The 19,337-nt window shown below is 72.6% G+C and carries 21 protein-coding genes; 11 read left to right on the forward strand and 10 right to left on the reverse strand.

The annotated features are described in order from the left end of the window. The first annotated feature begins 9 nt into the window (after positions 1 to 9). A complete protein-coding gene (locus ACIOSR_RS10305; protein ID WP_402752555.1) occupies positions 10 to 918 on the forward strand; it encodes a cation diffusion facilitator family transporter in 909 nt (302 codons plus the stop codon). 113 nt (positions 919 to 1,031) lie between these two features. On the opposite strand, the gene crcB is transcribed toward ACIOSR_RS10305, so the two are convergent. From crcB to ACIOSR_RS10325, 4 genes are all read right to left on the reverse strand, one after another. Then, the gene (gene crcB, locus ACIOSR_RS10310; RefSeq protein ID WP_402752556.1) at positions 1,032 to 1,409 is read right to left on the reverse strand and encodes a fluoride efflux transporter CrcB; all 378 of its coding nucleotides are present in this window, start codon (positions 1,407 to 1,409) and stop codon (positions 1,032 to 1,034) included. Then, on the reverse strand, positions 1,406 to 1,843 hold the full coding sequence (locus ACIOSR_RS10315) for a fluoride efflux transporter FluC (protein ID WP_402752557.1): 438 nt from the start codon (positions 1,841 to 1,843) through the stop codon (positions 1,406 to 1,408). Before ACIOSR_RS10315 ends, crcB begins: the two co-directional genes overlap by 4 nt. Positions 1,844 to 1,856: 13 nt before the next feature. Continuing rightward, positions 1,857 to 2,375, reverse strand: a complete 519-nt coding sequence (locus ACIOSR_RS10320) for a universal stress protein (protein ID WP_056229464.1) — start codon at positions 2,373 to 2,375, stop codon at positions 1,857 to 1,859. A 200-nt stretch (positions 2,376 to 2,575) separates the two neighbouring features. Continuing rightward, the gene (locus tag ACIOSR_RS10325) at positions 2,576 to 3,313 is read right to left on the reverse strand and encodes a DUF3800 domain-containing protein (protein WP_402752558.1); all 738 of its coding nucleotides are present in this window, start codon (positions 3,311 to 3,313) and stop codon (positions 2,576 to 2,578) included. A gap of 78 nt (positions 3,314 to 3,391) precedes the next feature. On the opposite strand from ACIOSR_RS10325, the gene ACIOSR_RS10330 reads away from it, so the two are divergent. Beyond that, on the forward strand, positions 3,392 to 4,075 hold the full coding sequence (locus ACIOSR_RS10330; RefSeq protein WP_402752559.1) for an SOS response-associated peptidase: 684 nt from the start codon (positions 3,392 to 3,394) through the stop codon (positions 4,073 to 4,075). A gap of 57 nt (positions 4,076 to 4,132) precedes the next feature. Here ACIOSR_RS10330 and ACIOSR_RS10335 read toward each other — a convergent pair whose 3' ends face one another. The 6 genes from ACIOSR_RS10335 to ACIOSR_RS10360 are packed head-to-tail and all read right to left on the reverse strand — an operon-like array spanning position 4,133 to position 12,206. Then, positions 4,133 to 4,714, reverse strand: a complete 582-nt coding sequence (locus ACIOSR_RS10335) for a hypothetical protein (RefSeq protein ID WP_173153985.1) — start codon at positions 4,712 to 4,714, stop codon at positions 4,133 to 4,135. Then, positions 4,711 to 8,658 carry a type VII secretion protein EccCa gene (eccCa, locus tag ACIOSR_RS10340; RefSeq protein ID WP_402752560.1) on the reverse strand — a complete coding sequence of 1,316 codons (3,948 nt, stop codon included), beginning with the start codon at positions 8,656 to 8,658 and terminating at the stop codon, positions 4,711 to 4,713. The genes ACIOSR_RS10335 and eccCa overlap by 4 nt, the downstream gene beginning before the upstream one ends. Then, a complete protein-coding gene (locus ACIOSR_RS10345; RefSeq protein WP_285062068.1) occupies positions 8,655 to 9,641 on the reverse strand; it encodes a hypothetical protein in 987 nt (328 codons plus the stop codon). The genes eccCa and ACIOSR_RS10345 overlap by 4 nt, the downstream gene beginning before the upstream one ends. Continuing rightward, positions 9,638 to 10,960: an EsaB/YukD family protein gene (locus tag ACIOSR_RS10350; protein WP_402752561.1), complete on the reverse strand. Its 1,323-nt coding sequence runs from the start codon at positions 10,958 to 10,960 to the stop codon at positions 9,638 to 9,640. The genes ACIOSR_RS10345 and ACIOSR_RS10350 overlap by 4 nt, the downstream gene beginning before the upstream one ends. Continuing rightward, positions 10,957 to 11,286 (reverse strand): hypothetical protein, encoded by a 330-nt coding sequence (locus ACIOSR_RS10355; protein ID WP_402752562.1) that lies wholly within the window; start codon positions 11,284 to 11,286, stop codon positions 10,957 to 10,959. The genes ACIOSR_RS10350 and ACIOSR_RS10355 overlap by 4 nt, the downstream gene beginning before the upstream one ends. Continuing rightward, positions 11,283 to 12,206, reverse strand: coding sequence for an FHA domain-containing protein (locus ACIOSR_RS10360; RefSeq protein WP_402752563.1), 924 nt, complete (start codon positions 12,204 to 12,206; stop codon positions 11,283 to 11,285). The genes ACIOSR_RS10355 and ACIOSR_RS10360 overlap by 4 nt, the downstream gene beginning before the upstream one ends. A 356-nt stretch (positions 12,207 to 12,562) precedes the next feature. On the opposite strand from ACIOSR_RS10360, the gene ACIOSR_RS10365 reads away from it, so the two are divergent. The 9 genes from ACIOSR_RS10365 (at position 12,563) to ACIOSR_RS10405 (ending at position 19,065) form a co-directional block, all read left to right on the forward strand. After that, positions 12,563 to 12,904 carry a WXG100 family type VII secretion target gene (locus tag ACIOSR_RS10365; RefSeq protein ID WP_307785006.1) on the forward strand — a complete coding sequence of 114 codons (342 nt, stop codon included), beginning with the start codon at positions 12,563 to 12,565 and terminating at the stop codon, positions 12,902 to 12,904. Between the two features lie 12 nt (positions 12,905 to 12,916). Beyond that, entirely contained in the window at positions 12,917 to 13,225 is a 309-nt protein-coding gene (locus tag ACIOSR_RS10370; protein WP_043595262.1) for a pore-forming ESAT-6 family protein, read from the forward strand. 9 nt (positions 13,226 to 13,234) lie between these two features. Further along, positions 13,235 to 14,326 (forward strand): DUF6177 family protein, encoded by a 1,092-nt coding sequence (locus tag ACIOSR_RS10375; protein ID WP_402752564.1) that lies wholly within the window; start codon positions 13,235 to 13,237, stop codon positions 14,324 to 14,326. A gap of 4 nt (positions 14,327 to 14,330) precedes the next feature. Beyond that, positions 14,331 to 14,705 (forward strand): hypothetical protein, encoded by a 375-nt coding sequence (locus tag ACIOSR_RS10380; RefSeq protein WP_402752565.1) that lies wholly within the window; start codon positions 14,331 to 14,333, stop codon positions 14,703 to 14,705. Beyond that, complete coding sequence (locus ACIOSR_RS10385; protein ID WP_402752566.1) at positions 14,702 to 15,058, forward strand: DUF6507 family protein; 357 nt, start codon at positions 14,702 to 14,704, stop codon at positions 15,056 to 15,058. Before ACIOSR_RS10380 ends, ACIOSR_RS10385 begins: the two co-directional genes overlap by 4 nt. Beyond that, positions 15,058 to 17,451, forward strand: a complete 2,394-nt coding sequence (locus ACIOSR_RS10390) for a DNA/RNA non-specific endonuclease (RefSeq protein ID WP_402752567.1) — start codon at positions 15,058 to 15,060, stop codon at positions 17,449 to 17,451. Before ACIOSR_RS10385 ends, ACIOSR_RS10390 begins: the two co-directional genes overlap by 1 nt. After that, positions 17,423 to 17,869: a hypothetical protein gene (locus tag ACIOSR_RS10395; protein ID WP_157485207.1), complete on the forward strand. Its 447-nt coding sequence runs from the start codon at positions 17,423 to 17,425 to the stop codon at positions 17,867 to 17,869. Before ACIOSR_RS10390 ends, ACIOSR_RS10395 begins: the two co-directional genes overlap by 29 nt. A gap of 131 nt (positions 17,870 to 18,000) precedes the next feature. Continuing rightward, positions 18,001 to 18,480 (forward strand): hypothetical protein, encoded by a 480-nt coding sequence (locus ACIOSR_RS10400; RefSeq protein ID WP_402752568.1) that lies wholly within the window; start codon positions 18,001 to 18,003, stop codon positions 18,478 to 18,480. Between the two features lie 60 nt (positions 18,481 to 18,540). Then, on the forward strand, positions 18,541 to 19,065 hold the full coding sequence (locus tag ACIOSR_RS10405; RefSeq protein WP_402752569.1) for a T6SS immunity protein Tdi1 domain-containing protein: 525 nt from the start codon (positions 18,541 to 18,543) through the stop codon (positions 19,063 to 19,065). Positions 19,066 to 19,337: the final 272 nt, after the last annotated feature.

The following is a 19,337-nucleotide window of genomic DNA, read 5'->3' on the forward strand; positions in this document are numbered from 1 at the left end:
GAGGCGCCCATGGGCCACGACCACGGACACGTCGCCGCCGACGGACGACGGCTCCGCCTCGCGATCGCGATCGTCGCCCTCGGTCTCGTCGCCCAGCTGGTCGGTGCCTGGCTCTCGGGCTCCCTGGCGCTGTTGGCCGACTCGGGGCACATGCTCTCCGACCTGGCCGGGTTGGTCATCGCCCTCGTGGCCACGATCGTCGCCGCCCGACCCGCGAGCGGCCGACAGACCTACGGCTACCGCCGGGCCGAGGTCTTCGCCGCCTTCGTCAACGGCCTCGTGCTGCTCGCCGTGTCGCTCTCGGTCGCCGTCGCCGCCGTCTCCCGTCTCGTGGCGGTCGACGGGCACGAGGTGCTCGGGCTGCCGATGCTGGTCGTCGGCCTGGTCGGCGGGGCGACGAACGTCGCGGCACTGCTCGTGCTGCGGGGCGGGGCCACGCACTCGATCAACATGCGCGGCGCCTACCTCGAGGTGCTCGGCGACCTGCTCGGCTCGGCGGCCGTCGTCGTGGCCGCCGTCGTCGTGCTGACCACGGGCTTCACGCAGGCCGACTCGGTCGGGTCGCTGATCATCGCGGCGATGATCGTGCCGAGGGCCTGGTCGCTGCTGCGCGAGGCGATCCGGGTGCTGTTCGGCTCGGCTCCGGGCGACATCGACCTCGAGTCGGTCCGCACGCACATCGGCGACACCCCGGGCGTCGTCTCGGCACACGACGTCCACGCCTGGCAGATCACGAGCGGAGCGACCGTGTTCTCGGCGCACGTCGTCGTCGAACGCGAGGTGTTCTGCGACATGAAGGTCGACGAGACCCTGGACGCCCTCGACCGGTGCCTCGCCGCCCACTTCTCGGTCGAGCACGCGACGTTCCAGCTCGAGCCGGCCGACCACGCCGGGCACGAGCGCGAGACGCACGCCTGACCGGGCCCCTCCCCCCGGAGGCGCGGGTCGAGTGGGCAGAACCGGTCCCTCACCAGCGGCGGAAGGACCAGATCTGCCCACTCGGCGCGCTTGAGGCCCGGGCGACGAGCCCGTCAGGCGAGCGAGCCGAGCCACAGCCCGAGGGAGGCGACGACCACGCACGCGACGAGCATGCCCAGGCCGTTCGCGACCGCGGCCCCGCGTCGCCCGACCGCCAGCAGTCGCACCGTCTCGACGCTCGCGGTGCTGAACGTCGTGTACCCGCCGAGCAGCCCGGTGCCGAGCACGGCCTTCCACTCGGGCGTGACGACCGCCTGCAGGGCCAGGCCGGTCAGCAGCCCCAGCGCGAACGAGCCCGACACGTTGATGACGGTCGTGCCCCACGGGTAGGCGGAGCCGAGGCGGTGCTTGACGAGCCCGTCGACGACGAACCGGGTGGCGGCACCGACCCCGCCGGCCACCGCGACGGCGACGACGAGCAACGGGCTCACGAGGCGCGCCCCGCGAGACGTGCGCCGACCCGGATGCCGGCCGCGGCGGCGAGCACCCCGAGCACCAGGCTCAGCAGCCCGTAGAGCACGGCGACGACGAGATCGCCCCCGCCCGCCCCGGCGAGCGCCGCGGTCTCGGTCGCGAGCGAGCTGTAGGTCGTGAACCCGCCGAGGACCCCCGTCCCCACGAGCAGTCGGAGCCGGCGACGCCCGCCCTCGTCGGGCCCGGAGCGCAGCAACCGCTCGAGCAGGACGCCGAGCACGAACGCCCCGACCACGTTGATCGCGAAGATCGCCGTGTCGAACGCCCCCCACGACGGCACCACGAGCGTGATCCCGACCCGTGCGGCCGTCCCGAGGGCGCCGCCCAGGGCGACGAGGGCGATCAGGGACGGACGGAGGTGCGGGGCACGAGGGCGCGCGGCACCCGTCACCGGCGGCCTCGCGTCACAGTTCGTCCTCCCACGGCAGCGTCTGGCTGCGGGGGACGGGGGCGAGCGGCACGACGACGACCGGCCGGTGCTGACGGTGGCTGAGGTGCAGCGCGACCGAGCCGGCGAAGAACTCACGGACGCTGCCCCGCAGGCCGGCCTCGCGGCTGCCGACGACGATGAGCGGGGCGTCGAGCTGCTCGGCCAGGTGCGACAGGCACCGGGCGGGGTCGCCGGCGACGATCGAGGTGCGCAGCTCCACGCCGCGAGCCGAGGCGACCGGCCGCAGCCGCGCCTCCAGGTCGGCGTCGAAGGACAGCGTCTCGGTGTAGTCGTCGGGGTCGAGGGGGTACGACAGGACGGTGCCGTCGATGCCCTCGGCGAAGGCGAGCCGGTCGGGCTCGACCGAGACGCAGAGCAGACCGGTGCCGTACCGTGCTGCCAGGTCGGCCGCGGTCGCCACGACGGCCTCACCAGAGTTGGGCACGACGCCCGCGACGACGAAGCCGCGCGCGGGGTTCTGCTCGTCGGACATGGTCACCACCCTCTCACCGTGTCGCCGTCCCACGCGGCGCCACGGCCACAGTGAACCACCGACACGCCCCTCCGCGGAAGAGCAGATCCGAGGTGGTCTCGTCAGGACCCCACGGTTAGGATGGGAGAACAAATGGATCGGGAATGCTCGATCGGCGTCTGGCCCCGACGATGTCGGGGCCAGACGCTTGTGACCTCCGCTCACGGGTAGACCTTGAGTCCCCAGCCGCGGGTCTCGCCTGCAGGTGACCGGACGATCTTGGGGTCGATGCGGTCCCATGCCGCGTTGGCCTGACCCGGCCGGATCACCTGGAGTCCGATCGGCCTCGCCACCATGTCCGCGATCTGGATCCCCGTGCTGTTGGCGCTCTTGGCCGCACAACGGAACGTCAGCGTGGTCCCCAGGCCCCGCAGTCGAGTCGACGACCGTACCCGCTCGAACTCGCGCTCGAGATCGGCGTCCTCTGCCTTCCCACGGCTCTCGAAGACCATGCAGGTGGGACGGTCCCGCTGACCGCGGCGCTGCAGGTGCAGGAAGACACGTTCCATTCCGTACTCGAGGGCCACATGGTACGGATTGGCCGCGTGGCCTCTTTCGTCACGGAAGGCTCTCTTGTCGATGACACAGGCGACGACGTCGAAGGGGGCGTCGTCGACGAGGTTCGAGACGCGGCTCATGAAGGTCCTCCTGACAGCCCCGTTCTGCAGGATGTCGAAAGGTGGCAGGGCCTTCCTCATCTCACGCTCGTGGAGAACGATCATGTCGTGGCCGAAGAAGTCGAACTTCAGGCGCTGGGTCGACGGGACGATGCGCCGGACGTAGTCGTCGACCCGGAAGATGCAGAACACGAGGACGAAGACGGGGAACTGTTCGTTGATGGACACCAGCGAGTGGTCTCCGCTCTCGTCCGCGTAGACGATGTACTCGCCGTAGGCCATCGATCCTCCGTCATGTCACGTACCGGTTCGGCGTCGACCCTACAGTCGCAGGGGGCCGCGGAAGAGCAGACTGTCGGCATGTGCGGTCGCTACGTCGTTGCCCGGGCCACGTCCGATCTGCTGCCGAGCCTGCTCGACGGCCTGGGGCCCCTGCCCGACGACTTCAACGTCGCGCCGACGACCGTCGTGCCGGTCGTCCGGGAGCGGCACGGCGAGAGGCAGCTGCCCGGTGCCCGGTGGGGATTCGTGCCGTCGTGGTACCCCGACCTGAAGAAGCGTCCGCAGCCGATCAACGCCCGCATCGAGACCGTGGCGACCAGCGGCATGTTCCGCCGGGCGTTCGCGAGCAGCCGGTGCATCGTGCCCGCACAGGGGTACTACGAGTGGGTCGTGACCGAGACCGGCAAGCAGCCGCACTACGTGCACCAGCCCGACGCCGGGCTCGCCATGGCCGGCCTCGTCACCGCGTGGCCCGATCCCGCGAAGGACGAGGACGACCCCGACCGTTGGGTGCTCTCGACGACGATCATCACGCGCGACGCCCACGTGGCACCGGGCGAGGTGCACGACCGGATGCCGGCCTGCCTCACCCCCGACTCGTACGACGACTGGCTGGGCGACGGCCTCGACGCCGACGAGCTGCTCTCGCTGCTCGACCGGGACTCGTTCGAGGTCGCCCACGACCTCGTCCAGCACGAGGTGAGCCGCGACGCGAACAACGTCCGCAACAACGGCCCTCACCTCATCGAGCCCCTGCGCTGACGCCCCTCGGACGAGGAGGCGCGGCTCGCGTCCCGGCCGGAGGCGCGGCTCGGCGCCTCAGCGCGCGTCGCGGTGGCTCGCCAGGCGTTCGCGCAGGTACGACACGAGTTCGCCCTGGGCCCGTCGGGACTCCCGCGTCAGCCGGTTGAGCGGAACGCGCCCGCCCGCCGCGAGGGCGGGGTCGCGCGGGACGACGACGAGCGAGCGACGGCCGAACTCGTTCTGCAGCGCCTCGCTCGAGCGCGTGGTCCGGTGCTCGCCGAAGACGCCGACGACCACGAGCATCACCCGGCGCAGGCCGCCGACCCCGTGCCGCTCGCGGATGCGGGCGAGGACCCGTTGGGCGTCGGCGAAGCCGACCGGGGTCGTCGGGGCCACGACGACCCCGAAGACGCTCGTGTCGTCGAGCAGGTCGAGGAGTGCGCCGTCGGCGTGGGCGCCGAGGTCGTGCAGGGTCAGCTCGTGGTCGACCCGCGGCGCGTCGTCGCCCCCGGTCAGCCGGGTCCCGAGGTCCCCGCCCGAGTGGTCGATCAGCCGGGGCACCGACTCCCCCGAGAGCTGGGTGAAGAGCAGGGCCGTGACCGTCGTGGTCCCGACGCCCCCGGCGACGCCCGCGACGACGACCGTCCGGCCGGTCACGAGCCCGCTCCGGCGACGTCGGCTCGTCCGTCGGCCTCGAACCGGGCCACCTGGACGATGCGCGGCGCCTGGCCGCGACGGACCAGGCGGCCTCGACCGGCGGTCATCTGCTCGGCGTAGACCTGCGGCACGATCGGTCCCTCGCTGCGTTCGCCCGACATGATGAACGACGACCCACCCGTGTCGCGCAGCGTCTGCAGCGCCGGGTCGTAGAGCGCCCGCGCCGAGCCGGCGACCGGCCTGCTGATCAACACGTGCAGCCGGAGGTCGCGGGCCGAGGGCAGGAAGGGCAGCAACGGCTTGAGCGGCTCGGTGCCCCCCGAGGCGACGATGTCGTAGTCGTCGATCACCACCACGATGCGCGGACCGGCGTCGCGGTCGCCGGCCTGGCGCTTGGCGAGCTCGTCGGCCACGGCGACGGCGAGCGCGCGGGCGTCCGTGCTGGTCGAGGCATGACCGCCGAGGTAGTCGTCGGGCACCTCGGCGACCAGGTCGCCGCGGAGGTCCATCAGGGCCACGACGAGCTCGTCCGGGGTCGCCCGGTCGACGAAGCCGCGGACGAGTCCGCGCAGCAGGGTCGACTTGCCGGCCTTCGAGTCGCCGAACACGAGCAGGTGCTGGTCGGCACCCGGATCGAGGGCGACCGGCTGCATCGTGTCCTGCCGCAGGCCGAACGGGATCGCCTCGGGCTCGTCCAGCGCGTCGGGCAGCTCGTCCGGCGAGAGCTCGGTGGGCAGGAGGCGGATCGGTGCCGCCGCGGGGCCGTTCCAGCTCGACGCCGACCGTCGGGCGAGGGCCTCGAGGGCTTCGCCGACCTCGTCGTCGTCCGTGTCGTCCAGCACCGGCAGCGCCACCTGCGCGAACAGGTTGTCGTCGGTCAGTGCCCGACCGGCCTGGTCGGCCCGGATGGTCTGGGCCAGCTTGCGACCGATGACCGAGTCCGCGGGATCGTTCAGGTGCAACTCGACCCGGGTGCCGACCAGCGGTTGCTGCGCCATCCGCAGTTCGTTCCACCGCGTCATCCCGAGCACGACGTGCAGGCCGTAGCTGCCGCCGCGCAGCAGCAGGTCGCCGAACGCCGTCTCGAGCTCGGCGAAGTCCCCGCGCAGCTGACCGGTGCCGTCGACGACGAGGACCACGTCGGCCGAGATGAGCTCGGGCACCTCGCCCGCGGCGTGCAATCGACGCAGCATGGCCAGCGAGTCGATGCCGTGGTCGCGGAACACGCGCTCCCGGGTCGTCAGCATGGCCGCCAGTTCTTCGAGCAGCCGCAGGAGGCGGTCCTTGCTCGCCCGCGTCGCCACGCCGCCGACGTGCGGGAACCCCTCGATCCGGCCGAGCCCCCCGCCCGTGAGGTCCATGCCGTAGATGCCGACCTCCTGCGGGGTGTGCGTCAGGGCCAGCGAGGCGACGAGGGTGCGGAGGAACGTGCTGCGTCCGGTCTGCGGCGCCCCGATCACGGCGACGTGCCCACCGGCCCGGGCGAGGTCGAGCAGCCACGGGTCCTGCCGCTGCCGCGCCGGGTCGTCGAGCAGTCCCATCGGCACCCGCAGGCCGCCGGCCTGGTCCGCTCCGACCACCCGCGAGAGCGCGAGCCGGTCGGGCAGGGGCGGCAACCAGACCGGGTCGACGTCGGTGCCGCCGCCCATGAGACGGTCGACGGCCTCGTCGATGACGGCGCGACCGACGTCGGGCCGCGAGAGCTCGTCCTCGCCGCCGTCGTCGTCGCCGCCCGCGATGCCGTTGAAGGTCGGCAGCAGGAGCGCGGTCGGCCGCACGTCGTCGCCCGCCAGCGAGCGGGCGGCCTCGGTCGGCAGGGGGCCCGACACGTAACCCGCACGGAACCTCCGGTACACCGAGGTGTCGACCTTGAGGAAGCCGAACCCCGGGACCGCGGGGAGGTGGAACGCGTCCGGCCGGTCGAGCACGATCGAGCTCTCGGCCTCGGAGAAGGTCCGCAGGCCGATCCGGTACGAGAGGTAGGTGTCGAGGCCGCGCAACTTGCCCGCCTCGATGCGCTGGCTCGAGAGCAGCAGGTGCACGCCGATCGACCGCCCGATGCGACCGATGGTGAGCAGCAGGTCGACGAACTCGGGCTCCGCCGTGAGCAGCTCGCCGAACTCGTCGATGACGACGAACAGGTGGGGCATCGGCGGCAGCTCCGGGCGACCCACGCGCATCTCGCGGTAGTGGCTGATGGACGACGCCCCACCGGCGTCGCGCAGCTGCTCCTGACGCCGCACGACCTCGCCCTGGATGCTGACCCGGGCACGTTCGGTGAGCTGCGCGTCGTCGGCCAGGTTGTCGATCAGCCCGGCGACGTGCGGCAACCCCGCGAACGGAGCGAACGCCGCGCCTCCTTTGTAGTCGACGAGGACCATGCTGAGGTCGTCGGGCGAGTGCGACAGGGCGAGGCCGAGCACGAGCGTGCGCAGCAGCTCGCTCTTGCCCGAGCCGGTCGCACCGATGCAGATGCCGTGCGGGCCCATGCCGAGCTGCGCGGACTCCTTGAGGTCGAGCAGGACCGGCGCCCCGAAGTCGTCGATGCCGATCGGCACGCGCAGGAAGTCCCGCGGCGAGCGCGGCGTCCACGCGGTCGCCGGCGTCAGCGTCGTCACGTCGTCGATGCCCAGCAGGTCGGTGATCTCGACGGCCTGGGCCGAGTCGACCTCGTCCTGCCTGCTGAGGCTGAGCCGCAGGGGGGTGAGCGTGCGGGCGACGGCCTCGAACAGCTGCGGGGTCGTGGCGTCGATCGTCGCCGTCTGCACGCGGACCTGGCCGTCGTCCTCGACGCGGGCGTCCGTCACGACCGCCTCGTCGCCCTCGACGGTGATGCGCAGGGTGACGTCGGACGGCTCGTGCAGGCGGTCGCTCAGCAGGTGGACGGTCGTCACGCCGAGGTCGGTCAGCGAGAGGTCGGCGTCGGGCACCGGGATGCTCGAGGCGACGTGCCCCCAGTCGTCGACGAAGACGACGAGGCGCGATCCCTCGGTGCGCGCCGTGGTGCCGATCGAGCGCTTCGTCGTGGCGGCCTCTTGTGCCCGGTCGCCCAGTTCGCCGCCGATGACCGAGAGCAACGAGGAGGCGCTGGTCGCGACCCGTCGCGCCGGCACCGGTCCGTCGTAGAGCGAGTCGTCCACGGCGTGCGGGACGAGGTCGAAGCCGCGCCAGTCGTCGGCCGCGCTCTCGGGGAACGCCGCGGCCAGGTGCACGTCGTCGGGCGAGTGCAGGGCGGCGAGCTGCAGGATCATCGAGCGGGCGACCCGCAGCGCGGACTCGCGGTCGCCCAGCACGGCGACCGATCCGGCTCGGTCGAGGTCGACCGTGATGGGCATGCCCCGCACGGTCGAGAGGTGCTCGACCACGGACTCGGCCTCGCTGGCCATGATCGGGTCGAACGGCTGCACGGGGTTCGGGTCCTCGGGGACGGACATCGGGAACCAGGTCAGGTCGCCCTCGCCGATCCGCACCGAGAGGAAGTCGTCGTGCTGGCGGCGGCGTTCCCAGAGTCGCGCGGGGTCGCGCACCAGCTCGAGCAGGGCGGCGGGTTCGGGGTCGAGCACGGCCGCCGTCGCCCGGACGGCCCGGGCCTTCGTGCGCATCCGGGAGCGCAGGCGCTCGAGGAAGTCGAGGTAGCGCTCGCGCTGCAGGCGCCGCTGCCGGGCCGCGTTGCCCCGCTGGCTGAGGGTGACCGCGAGGCCGCCGACCAGGGCGACGATGAGCAGCACAGCGCCGACCAGCAGGAAGAGCGGGTTCGAACTGCCGCGGTAGACGACGATCATCACGACGCTCGAGAGGGCGCCCACGACGGGGAGCAGGGCCTGCACGGGCACGCCGCCGACCTTGCCGTCGGCCAGCTGGGGCGGCGGGGTGATGTCCTCGTGCTCGGCGGGCTGGACGGGTCGCGTGATGCGCGTGGGCCGGTGGACGAGCTTGACGGTCATCGTCGCGCCTCCTGGTCGTCGGCGATCGCCGGGCGGGCGTCCCGCCCGCGAGCCTGGCGGCGTTCCGAGGGGCGACGTTCCGACGGGCCGGGATCGGCCGCGGACGGGGCCGGGCCGGGATCCCCGACGGGCGGGGCGCCCCTCGGGACCGACGGGGCGTCGAGGGGCAGCAGGGCGGCGGCGAGCCGGGCGTAGGCGATGCGGGTGCGCGTGCCCAGTGCGGCGCTCGACACCGGCCGACCGCCGGAACGGGCCGCGTCGTAGGGCACGCGCACGACGGGCACGGTGGGGTCGTCGCCGACCGTGACGGGCGCCGCGCGACCGGCGTCGCCGACGTCGACCAGGGCGATGACCACGTCGGGCCGGTCGGGGTGGTCCTTGATCGCGGGCACGAGGGCCGCGGCCTCCTCGGCGGCGTGGCGATCGGCGCGGGCCACGATGCAGACCGTCCGGCTGGCCGACACCACGTCGGTGAGGTCGGCACGCCAGTCGCGCACTCCCCAGTCGGTCACGACGAGGTCGAAGAAGCGGCTGATCGGGGTGACCTCGTCGAACCAGCCCGCCGCGGCGGCCACGGCACGGGACTCGCCCCGGGGGTCGAGCGAGAGGGCGTAGAGGCCCGAGGGCGTGCGGGGCAGACCGTCGACGGCGTCGACCGACCGGCGTGCCGTGCGCCTCCGCGAGCTCGGTGCCGCGCTCGAACCGACCGGCGCGCCGGCCTGCCACAGCATGCCGCGGGGGCCGCGCGACGCGTCCACGCCGAGGACGAGCCCGGGACGGCGACGGGCGAGCAGGGCGGCGACGTAACCGGCGGTCGAACTCGCCCCGGCTCCGCCCCGTGCCTGCACGAAGCCGATGCGGCGCGACACCGGCAGCGGCCGCCGGACGATCTCGTCGACCGTCGTCACCTCGTGCACCCGGGCGCTCACGCTGCCGAGCAGGGCCAGCGGCGCCGACCGGACGAACGCGTCGAACGCGCTCACGAGAAGGCCCCGAGCAGGTCGGCGTAGACGCCGAACACCCCGAGCAGGACGGGGAGCAGAGCCACGACGCCGAGGGCCTCGACGGCGTTACCCACGCGGCGCAGCGAGGCGCGTTGGTGGGCGACCGGGTCGACGCCGCCGGCCACGACCGCGACCACGACCCCGGCCGCGAACAGGACGACCACGAGCCACCCGGGAGCGAGCGGTTGGACGAGCAGGCCCCCGAGCAGGCCGATCAGGGCGGCGGCCCAGAGCACCCAGCCCTGGGCGGCGATCGGCAGGGCCCGGGTGCGGGCCGCGACGACGAGCACCACGGCGACCCCGAGACCGACCTGCCAGAGATCGGCCGACCCGACGGACGAGACGGCCGTGACGGCCACGGGCCCCGCCACCGCGAAGGTCGACCAGGTCAGGGTGCGGTAGGCGTCGCCGACCGTCAGCAGCACCTCGTCACGGCGACCCCGACGTCCGTCGACCACCTGGTCGTCGAGACCTGTCAGGCCGGAGGCGCTCATGGCGAACCAGGGCAGCAGGCCGCAGACGACGACGGCGAGCACGGCGCCGACGCCCACGGCCCCCGCGTCCTGGACGCCGAGGGACCGCAGCACGATCGGCACGGCCCCGAGCACGACGCCGAGGACGCCGCCCCACCACGCCGACCGGGAGCCGAGACCGGCGCCCGCTCCGAGTGCCAGCGCGACCCAGGCGAGCACGATCACGGCGAGCGCCACGTCGACCGGCGGCAGCTCGAGGGCCGGGACGGCCCCGAGCACGACCGCCAGGGGGGCCGCGCACCCCAGGGCGACCGAGGTCGCGGCGACGGCGAGCCAGCGGCCGCCGAACCGGCCGGACACGAGGGCCACCACGACGGCGAACCCGTAGACGATCGCGAGCGTGCCGACGGGCTCGACGTCGGACGCCCTGGCCACGACCGTCGAGAGCGCCAGCGAGAGCAGTCCGATCGCGACGGCCGCCGTCGCCGTGCGCGACCGTCGCGTCCACAGGCCCGGTCGGCTGGCGAGCGACTCGGCCAGGACGTCGGTGACGTCCGCGACCTCGGGCGGCGGGGGCGCGGCGTCCTCGCGCAGCAGCCGGAGCAGTTCGCCGTCGACGATGCGCTGTTCGGCGACCGACAGAGAGGTGTCGAGCTGCTCCCCCGTCGAGCGGACGAGGGTCAGCGGGCGCGACACGGCACCGGGACGCTCGTCGAGGAGCTCCATGAGGCGCGGGATCAGACCACCGATCGGCTCGTCGGCGGGCACGACCATCTCGGCCTTGCGCGCCGTGCCGACGATGGTCAGCCGGGTGTAGTCGGTCATCGGGGCTCCGTCGTGGGGGTGGGGTCGGGGACGTCGGTTGACGCGGGAGAGGGCGACGGCGAGCCGGTGACCGGCACCGCGCCTCCTGACCCTCCGGTGGTCTGCGACTGGGTCGCGCGCTGGTCGGCCAGCACCGAGAGCACGAAGGACGTGCCGGCGCAGCCCGCGCAGGCGACCGCAGCGATGACCAGGCTGACGATCAGCCGACGGACGTTGTCGTCGACGAGCCGACGCTCGTCGAGTTCGCCGAACAGGAGGGCCGAGACCAGGCGGGCGCGGTGCGTCTTGACGGTCTCGAGCAGGACGACGTCGCGGTCCCCGCTCATGCGTCCACCACCCCGGACGGTTGGACGGTGAGGGTCCGTTCGCCGAGCTCGACGACGTATCCCGGTGCGGCCGGCCCGCGCAGGCCCGACACGAGCGGCTGCCGCGTCCCGTCGGGCGCGACGAGCGAGGACCCGTTCGTCGACCCGAGGTCGGTCACCCACAGCACGGCCCCCTCCCACGCGAAGAGGGCGTGGGTCTTGGTGAGGCTGCGGGCGAGGTCCGCCCAGGCGAAGACCGGGTGCTCCTCGCCCTCGCGGTTGACCGGGGCGCGGCCGATCAGCAGGGTCGACTCGAGGTCGAGGCGTTCGCCGCTGTCGAGCTCGAGGACGATCGATGGCGCGGCGGTCGTGGGTCGGCCCTGGCCCGTCCGACCGAAGGTGTTCTCGTCGGGTCGTCCCGCGGCGTCGAGCGGGTCGGTCGGGTGAGGCGGCAGCGGGGCGGAGGCCGCGGCGGGGAGGGCGGGCCGCTGCACGAGCGGGGGCGACGACGTCATGGGGTCCCGGCCACGCCGCAGGTCGACCGTCACCGCCTGACGACGGATGCTGAAGCGCCCGCGGCGGTCGACCCTCAGCACGGCCGGCGGGCGACCGGTCAGGTCGTCCACCGTGCGCAGGGACAGGACCAACCGGCCCACCGAGCGCCCTCCGCGCACGTAGAGCACCACGTCGAGCAGCACGAAGGCCAGGGCGACCACCACCACCGCGACCTCGACGGGCACGGGGACGAGCGCCGCGCCGGCCGTGGCGGACGAGGCGCCCGTGGCCACACCGACGACGAGGACGCCGAACAGGACGAGGGGCACGCCCCAGTCGATGGCGACCGCACCGCGACGCCGCGACGGGGTCGCCGTCTGCACGCCCGCGAGCAGTCCCGAGTAGGTGCCGATGGCGCTGCCGGTCGCCGCCGAGACGATCCGCACGCCGCACCAGAAGCACCAGGTCGCGCCCGCACCGAGCGGTTGTCCGCAGCGTCCGCAGCTTCGTGCGCCGACCAGTGCGCCCACGGTTCCGCCTCTCGCCTGCGGGGTGCCGGACCAGGTCGTCGAGACCGACGAGGAGCGACCGCCCGCGTCCCCGGAGCGCACGATCGGCCCCAGGCTAGCCGACCCCACGTCCCCCGGTGAGACACCCGTTCCGGGGCCGTCACCCACTCGTCCCCCGCCTCGGTCCCCCGACATGTACCCCGCAGACGGGTGGCGATCGAGACGGAATCGTGATTTCCTCATGAGTCGACCCGTGACGGGTCGCCATCAGATCGAAGCAAGGGGAGAACGACATGATGAAGTTCGCCATGGGGAGCGAGACCCTCACGCAACTGAGCCAGAAGACGAGCGGGGCCGGCGACGACCTCGGCGCGCTCGTCCGCCAGCTCGCCGACGCGGCCGCGCCGCTCGAAGGCCGCTTCAACGGAGCCGGCCGCGCCGCCTTCGACCGCTTCAAGGGCGAGGTCGACGGCATCTCCGTCGAGCTCAACGCCGCCCTGTCCTCGGTGCTGACCGGCATCACGGGCCAGAACCGTGCCTTCGTCGAGGGTGAGCAGCAGATCGCCGACGAGACCACCTCGGCCCAGTCCGGTGCCGGGTTCGAGAGCGCCCGCTTCGGCGGATCGCGCGCATAAGGGGGAACGACCATGGCCAACGCAACCGACCGCCGCGACTTCGACCTCGGAGCCTCGGGCAACGCCCAGGACAACTTCAACGCCGTCGCCAGCCGCCTCGAGGCGCTCATCACGCAGCGCGACTCCGACGTCAAGACCGCCATGGCGGACTACCAGGCCGACGGCTCCAGCGAGGAGTACGCAGGCAAGGAGCAGCGCTGGAACCGCGTCGCCACCGAGGTGCGCACGATCATCAACACGCTCCGCCAGTCGCTCGCGTCGAACGACGAGTCGGCCCAGACCGCCATGCAGCGGGCCAAGGCCGCCGTCGACGGCATCTAGGCCCGGCCCGTGAGCGACTCACGGGCGACGACCCTGCCCCACCCGCTCGCCGACGCGAGCGGGCCGGGGTGGATCGCGACGATCAGCACCGCCCCCGTCGTCGGCCTGACCTCGGGGCGGCAGGCCCTGCTCACCGACGCGACCCGCGCCGGCGTCCGCGTCGTCGTCGTCACCCACGACGACGCCCGGCTCAGCTGGGCGCTCTACCAGGCCCTGCGCCTCGTCGCCGGGGCCTGGCTGGTCCGGGACGCCGACGGCCACCTGCGCCACGCCATCGGCGGTGCCCGGGTGGCGTCGTACGACGAGGCCCTGCTCGATCCCCTCGGCGACCCGGTCGACGGATCGGCGCGGGCGACCGCGCCCGCCGACGAGTTCGCCCTCCTGCCCCAGCCGGCGGTCGAGACGACGCGTCCATGGCTGCAGTTCTCCGTGGCCGTGCACCACGCGGCGAGGGCCGAGGCCCTGACCGGCACCACGACGGAGGCGCTGGTCACCGCCGTCGCGGGCGTCCCGCCCACCGTGTGGGGCACCTCCGAACCCCCCGCCACCGTCTGGGACCGCGGTCGCATCACGGCCCTGGCCCGGGCCCGCATGCCGCGGGACTCCCGGGTTCACGTCGCGGGCTCCGCGCCCGACGGCACGGTCTGGACCGGCACGATCCGCATCGCGCGCAGCGAAACCGGACTGACCGAGGAGACCCGGCTGCTGTTCGCGCTGCCCGAGGCGACCGGCGGCGACGACGCGACCCGCGCCTCCTCGGCTCTGCGCAGCCTGTCCGAGAAGCAGCAGGTGCTGCTGGCGACGGCGTGGAGCCTGCGGGGCGCGGCCGACGCGACCATCACGCCCTACCGGCCGACGACGCCACAGCCCCTCGCCGCGGTGGTCGGCGCGCGGGCCGTGCGGCGCCTGGGGCTCGACGCGACCTCCTTCGCCGCCGAACACGGCGGGACCACGACCGGCAACGCCCGCACCCCCTCGCTCGTCGTGCCGTTCGGTGCCGACGCGACCCGGTGGCAGCGCTTCGCGGCGGCCCTCGACGCGATCGGCCCGGGTGTCGTCGCCGACGCCCTCCTCCCCCCGGCGGTGCGCCGTGCCCCGTGAGTTCGTGATCCTCTCCGCCGAGCCCGTGACGGCCGTCGAGGTCGTGACCGCGGCCGCGGCCGTCGACGGCGGCCTCGGTGCCGGGCGCCTCTGGCAGGGCGGCGGCATCCAGATCGCGTCGGAGGACGGCCTGGTCCTGGCCGTGCTTCGCAGCACGCAGCTCGAGGACGCCCGGGAGGCGCGGCGCGGCCTGGGACTGCCGGTCACCGACCCGGCGTCCCCCGACCGGCCCACGGGCCGAACCACCGACGGCCCGGCCACCGATCGCTGGTGGACCGAGGCCTACGGCCCCTTCGACGGGCCGCTCACCCAGGCGCTGGCCCGGCGCCTGGCCGACGACGTGCAGGGCACCCTCGTGACGACAGGAGACGACCGATGACCGCATGGAGCATCGAACCCGACGGCGTGGTGGCCGTCCTCACCAAGGTGCAGGGCTCGGCCGAGACGTTCGCGGGCACCTTCGCCGACGTCGAGACCGCCCAGGGCGAGCTGAACGCCGGCGTGGGCAGCGACATCCTCGTGTCGTCGGCCGTGGCCGTCGTCGACCTGATCTCGTCCGAGACGAACCGTGTGCAGGGCATCAATGCGCGCATCCTCGCCTGCGCGACCGGGGCGGGTGACGCGACGCTGGCCTACGTGAACGGCGACGAGGAGATGGCCGCGCAGACGCAGTCCGCCGCCGTGCAGGCCGCCGAGTCGGGCGACCTCAGCTTCTTCGCGGGGGGCCGCTGATGGCCACGAAGGGATCGCTGATCGAACCGTCCGAGTTCTTCGGTCTCGACATCGTGCCGGAGTCGATCGCGTCGGCGGCGGCGAGCTACAAGTCGACGGCCACCGCGGTGACGACGAACGCCGAGGCCGTGTTGACCGACTGGTCGGGACTGTCGGCGTCGTACACCGCGCCCGAGGGGCCACAGCTGTTCGCCTCGATGGACCCGGTGCGCACCGATGCCGAGGCCGTCGCCGGCACGATCTCGACGGTGGCCGACCTCCTCGAGACGCTGGCCGAGGCGGTCACGGCACCCGTCGCACGCATCAAGGAGCTGGTCACCGAGGCGAACGCCTTCCGGGCCTCGGTCTCCGGCGGCGTCACCCTCGACTTCTACGACCCCGACAACCCGCTCTTCCAGGCCAGTCAGATGAGCGGTGGCGTGCCGATCATGGCCGAAGGTCAGGGCGAGACCACCATCCCCTGGAACGAGCACACGCCGTCGGTCGAGCGCAACAACGAACTGCAATCGCAGTACAACGCCGAGATCGCGAAGATCGACGCGGCCCGGGTCGAGTTCGAGAACGCCGTCAACGCCCTGCGCGACGACCTGTGCGTCGCGCCCCAGACGGCGGTGACCGGGGAGCAGCTCGACGTCGCCGAGGACAACCCGTGGGGTGCCCAGGGCAAGGGCGAGCGGTCGTGCCAGGAGTCGGTCGGCGACGGACTCGTCGAGTTCGGCACCAGCTTCGTCGAGGGCACCGTGTCGCTCGTCGGCTTCGACGCCGCGAACGGCTGGAAGCACGACTGGTCGTTCGCCGGCGAGGCCTGGACCGGCATGCTGACCGGTCTCGGCGCCCTCGCCATCACGGCGGTCTTCCCGGCAGCGCCCGCGCTGGCGAACCTGCCCGACTCAGCCGTCCCCGAGTCGCTGCGCGGCCTGCGCGACAACTACAAGCAGACGATGGACGGCATGGTCGGCGGAATCGTCGGCACGCCCGAGCAGTGGGAAGAGGACCCGGTCGCGGCCGGCACCTTCGCGGTGGCGAACGTCGCCTCGTTCTTCATCCCAGGCGCGGGCCAGGTCGGAGCGGGCCTCAAGGTCGGGTCGGGCGCGGCCCGGGCGGCGACCCTCACCGGTCGGCTGGCCGAGGTGGCGGAGGACGCGTCGCACCTGCCGAAGGGCCTGTCGCGGGTCGAGGACCTCGTCGCCGAGTTCGGCGACCACGCCGGCGGCCTGTCGAAGCTCGACGACCTCGACGGTCTGTCCGACACGATGGCAGCCCTCGACCGCATGACCGACGTCGAGTTCGAGGGCCTGACCGGCGCCCTCAAGGCGGGCGAGGAGGTCGACTTCGGCTCGCTGTCGAAGCTCGAGGACTTCGCCGACTACGGCGACCTCGGTCGAGCAGCCGAGGAGGCGCGTGCCGCGTCCCCCACGCACGCCGACGCGTCCGCCCACGCGGGTGGTGGCACCGGCTCCGACCCCGCTGCCGGTGCCGCCCGCGCCGCCGACCCCGGGTCGGGCGGCACGACGCTGCTCGAACGTGGCGACGGAGGCGGAGCGTCCGATGCCGGGCGAGCCGACGGTGCCGGATCGAGCGACGCAGGTCGCGCGGACGGCCCTGTCGACGGTGGCGACGCCACCCCGGACCGGCCAGCAGACGGTGGCCGCGGTGCCGAGGTCGACGACCTCGACCTGCTCGGCCCGGACAAGACGCCCGGTCCGCGAACGGACACCCCGGGAACCGGTCCGACGCCGCACCCCACGCCGACCGTCGAGCACCACGTGACGGTCTCGGGCTCCGACCTGCCGACGAAGGAGAAGCCGTTCGCCCACGGTCAGGTCCTCGCCCCGGACACGGCGTACACGGTGCCCGGCCGGGGCGTGTTCTCGACCGACGCGACAGGTCGCATCGTCCACGTCGAGACCGAATACGGCGGCAAGGGCAACCTGAACTACGACCTCATGCAGCCCGCCGCGGATACGACCTACGTCGTCGGTGGCAAGCACGTCTACGTCACCGACCATGCCAGCCGCACGGTGCTCGCCGAGTTCGACGACCTCCAGCTCGGCGATGCCGACCGGTCCGAGTCGGTGCAGAAGCGCATCGGCAAGGAGGGCGGTGTCGGGTACGAGGGAGGCCACCTCCTGGCCAACATGTTCGGCGGCGGCGGCGAGAAGATCAACATCGTGCCGATGCTCAAAGATGTGAACCGCGGAGCGGACAAATCCTTCGGTAACCTCGAGAAAGCCTTGCAACGTCTGGTCTCCGGTGAGTCACCGGAAAATGTGCGCCTGCAGGTCAAGCCGCAGTTCGAGGACTCCTCAGCTGTGCCTCGACAGGTAGACGTGCGCTACGCGGTCAACAACGGAAGGTGGATCAATGTCCAATTCCCCAACGCCAGATCCTGAAGCGTCGGGCCTCGAAGCCGAGCGAGAGGCACTACGGCGGGCTGGTCTCGCCGTCTACGAGCTCATCCCCGCTGGTATCGAACGCGCGGAGTTCGATTACTCGGAAGTGGGAGGCGTAAGGGTCGGCTCTGTCGGGCTCTATGACGCACAGGGTAATGAATCTTCTACGCCCGAGACCGATGCGGCGAGCGCCGCGGCGTCAGAACTTCGTCGGGTGATGTTCCGCCCGGGGACCGGTACGTGGTTCAGCGCACAGTTCAGGGTCTCGTCGGCCGGCAGGCTCAGCACGTCCTTCGACTATGACGAACGTCCTCCGTACAGCTGGATCGACGATCAAGCTTTCGTGGACGATCACGCGACGTATCCCCGATCGACTGACGCGACACCACGATGGCTGGCAGACCTGCTGGCTCGTTGACTTGGTGATCACCGGGGCTGGCTCTCCCTCGCTGATGTCCTCGTCTCGACGACTCGTCATGTGGGCGCGGAGGGCGACTGATCACGACACATCTCGCCCGCCATCGGATCAACGATGAGAGAGGAAGACACATGTCCGACGACCAGCTGACGACGGGCGTCGAGGCTCAACGCGCGGTCCTGCAAGAGATCGGCGGGCAGCTGTACGGGCTGCTCCCGTCCGGCTTCGACCGGATCGTCATGACGACCAGCATGGCTCGGGGCGTCATGGCCGGCGAGACATCGCTCTTCGCAGCCGACGGCTCCCAGGAGTCGGCTGCTCCCGCGCGACGCACGTTCGAGGCAGCTCGTCGACTGAGGCGCCTGATGTACGAGCCGGGGGCAGGCACGTGGTTCACCGCCGTCTTCACCGTCAGCGCCGCCGGGAAACTCAGCGCACGGTACGACTACGACGACGAACCCGAACTAGGCCACTTCGGCGCCGAGGAACATCGTGCCGACTTCGAGGATTTCCCCCGGACGGCCGAGAACACGCCCGAGTGGCTCGCCGCGATCCTCGCGGGTGCGCCCGCCCGACACGACCTCGTCGGCCGCGCCGATGGTCCCGTCTGAGAGTCGAGACATGGACTCGCGCAACAGGGGTGGAGTCGCGTGACGCAGCCGTCGCCGTTGATGCCAGGCCCGCCACTGTCCTCCGCCAGCCTCGACGCCGCTGTCGAGCGTCTGCCCGACGACGTCGTGGCCCTGTGGCGTGACCACGGGCTGGGCGCGACGGCTGACGGGTACCTGCGCATCGTCGACCCCACCGGGTGGCAGGACGTCCTCGCGGAGGTCGCACCTCGATTCGCGGCGGCCACGCCCCTGATGTCGTCCGCCCTCGGAGACCTGGTCGTCTGGCTCGACGGCCGAGCGCACCTCCTCGAATTCCGACTGGGCACGAGCCGGATCATCGCCAACAGGCTCTCGACGCTCCTCGTCATCCTCGGCTACGAGTCGTTCCTGGCCGACCCCGACTACTTCGACTGGAGCCCCTTCCCGGAGGCGCGGGAGCGTCTCGGGGTACCCCGCGCCGACGAATGCTTCGGTTTCAGCCCGCTGCTCGCCCTCGGAGGCCGACGATCTGCTGCGTCCCTCGAGGTCGTCGACATGCGCGAGCACGTCCTCCTGATCTCCTCCGTCGCGGGCCCGCTCCCGTGAGCGAGACCGATGGCACGCTCGCCGCCACGTCACCTTCGTTCCCTGATGACGCTGCCCAGAGCATGCGCTTGGCGGAACGCTGGCGAGCTGGTCCCCCCACCTGGAGGGCCGTGTGGGGCCCTCGCCCCGAGGAGCCGGAAGTCGTCGCGTCGAAGATGCGCCAGACGCTCAGCGCTCTGCACCGTCTGGGTGGTGTCTTCGACGCTCCGTGGTCGTCACTCGACGGAGGTGCCGTCCCCGATGACGACCGCGGGTGGACCGACCTCGTGGCG

It is taken from the genome of Frigoribacterium sp. NPDC087798 (assembly GCF_044742985.1).
Classification (GTDB): domain Bacteria; phylum Actinomycetota; class Actinomycetes; order Actinomycetales; family Microbacteriaceae; genus Frigoribacterium.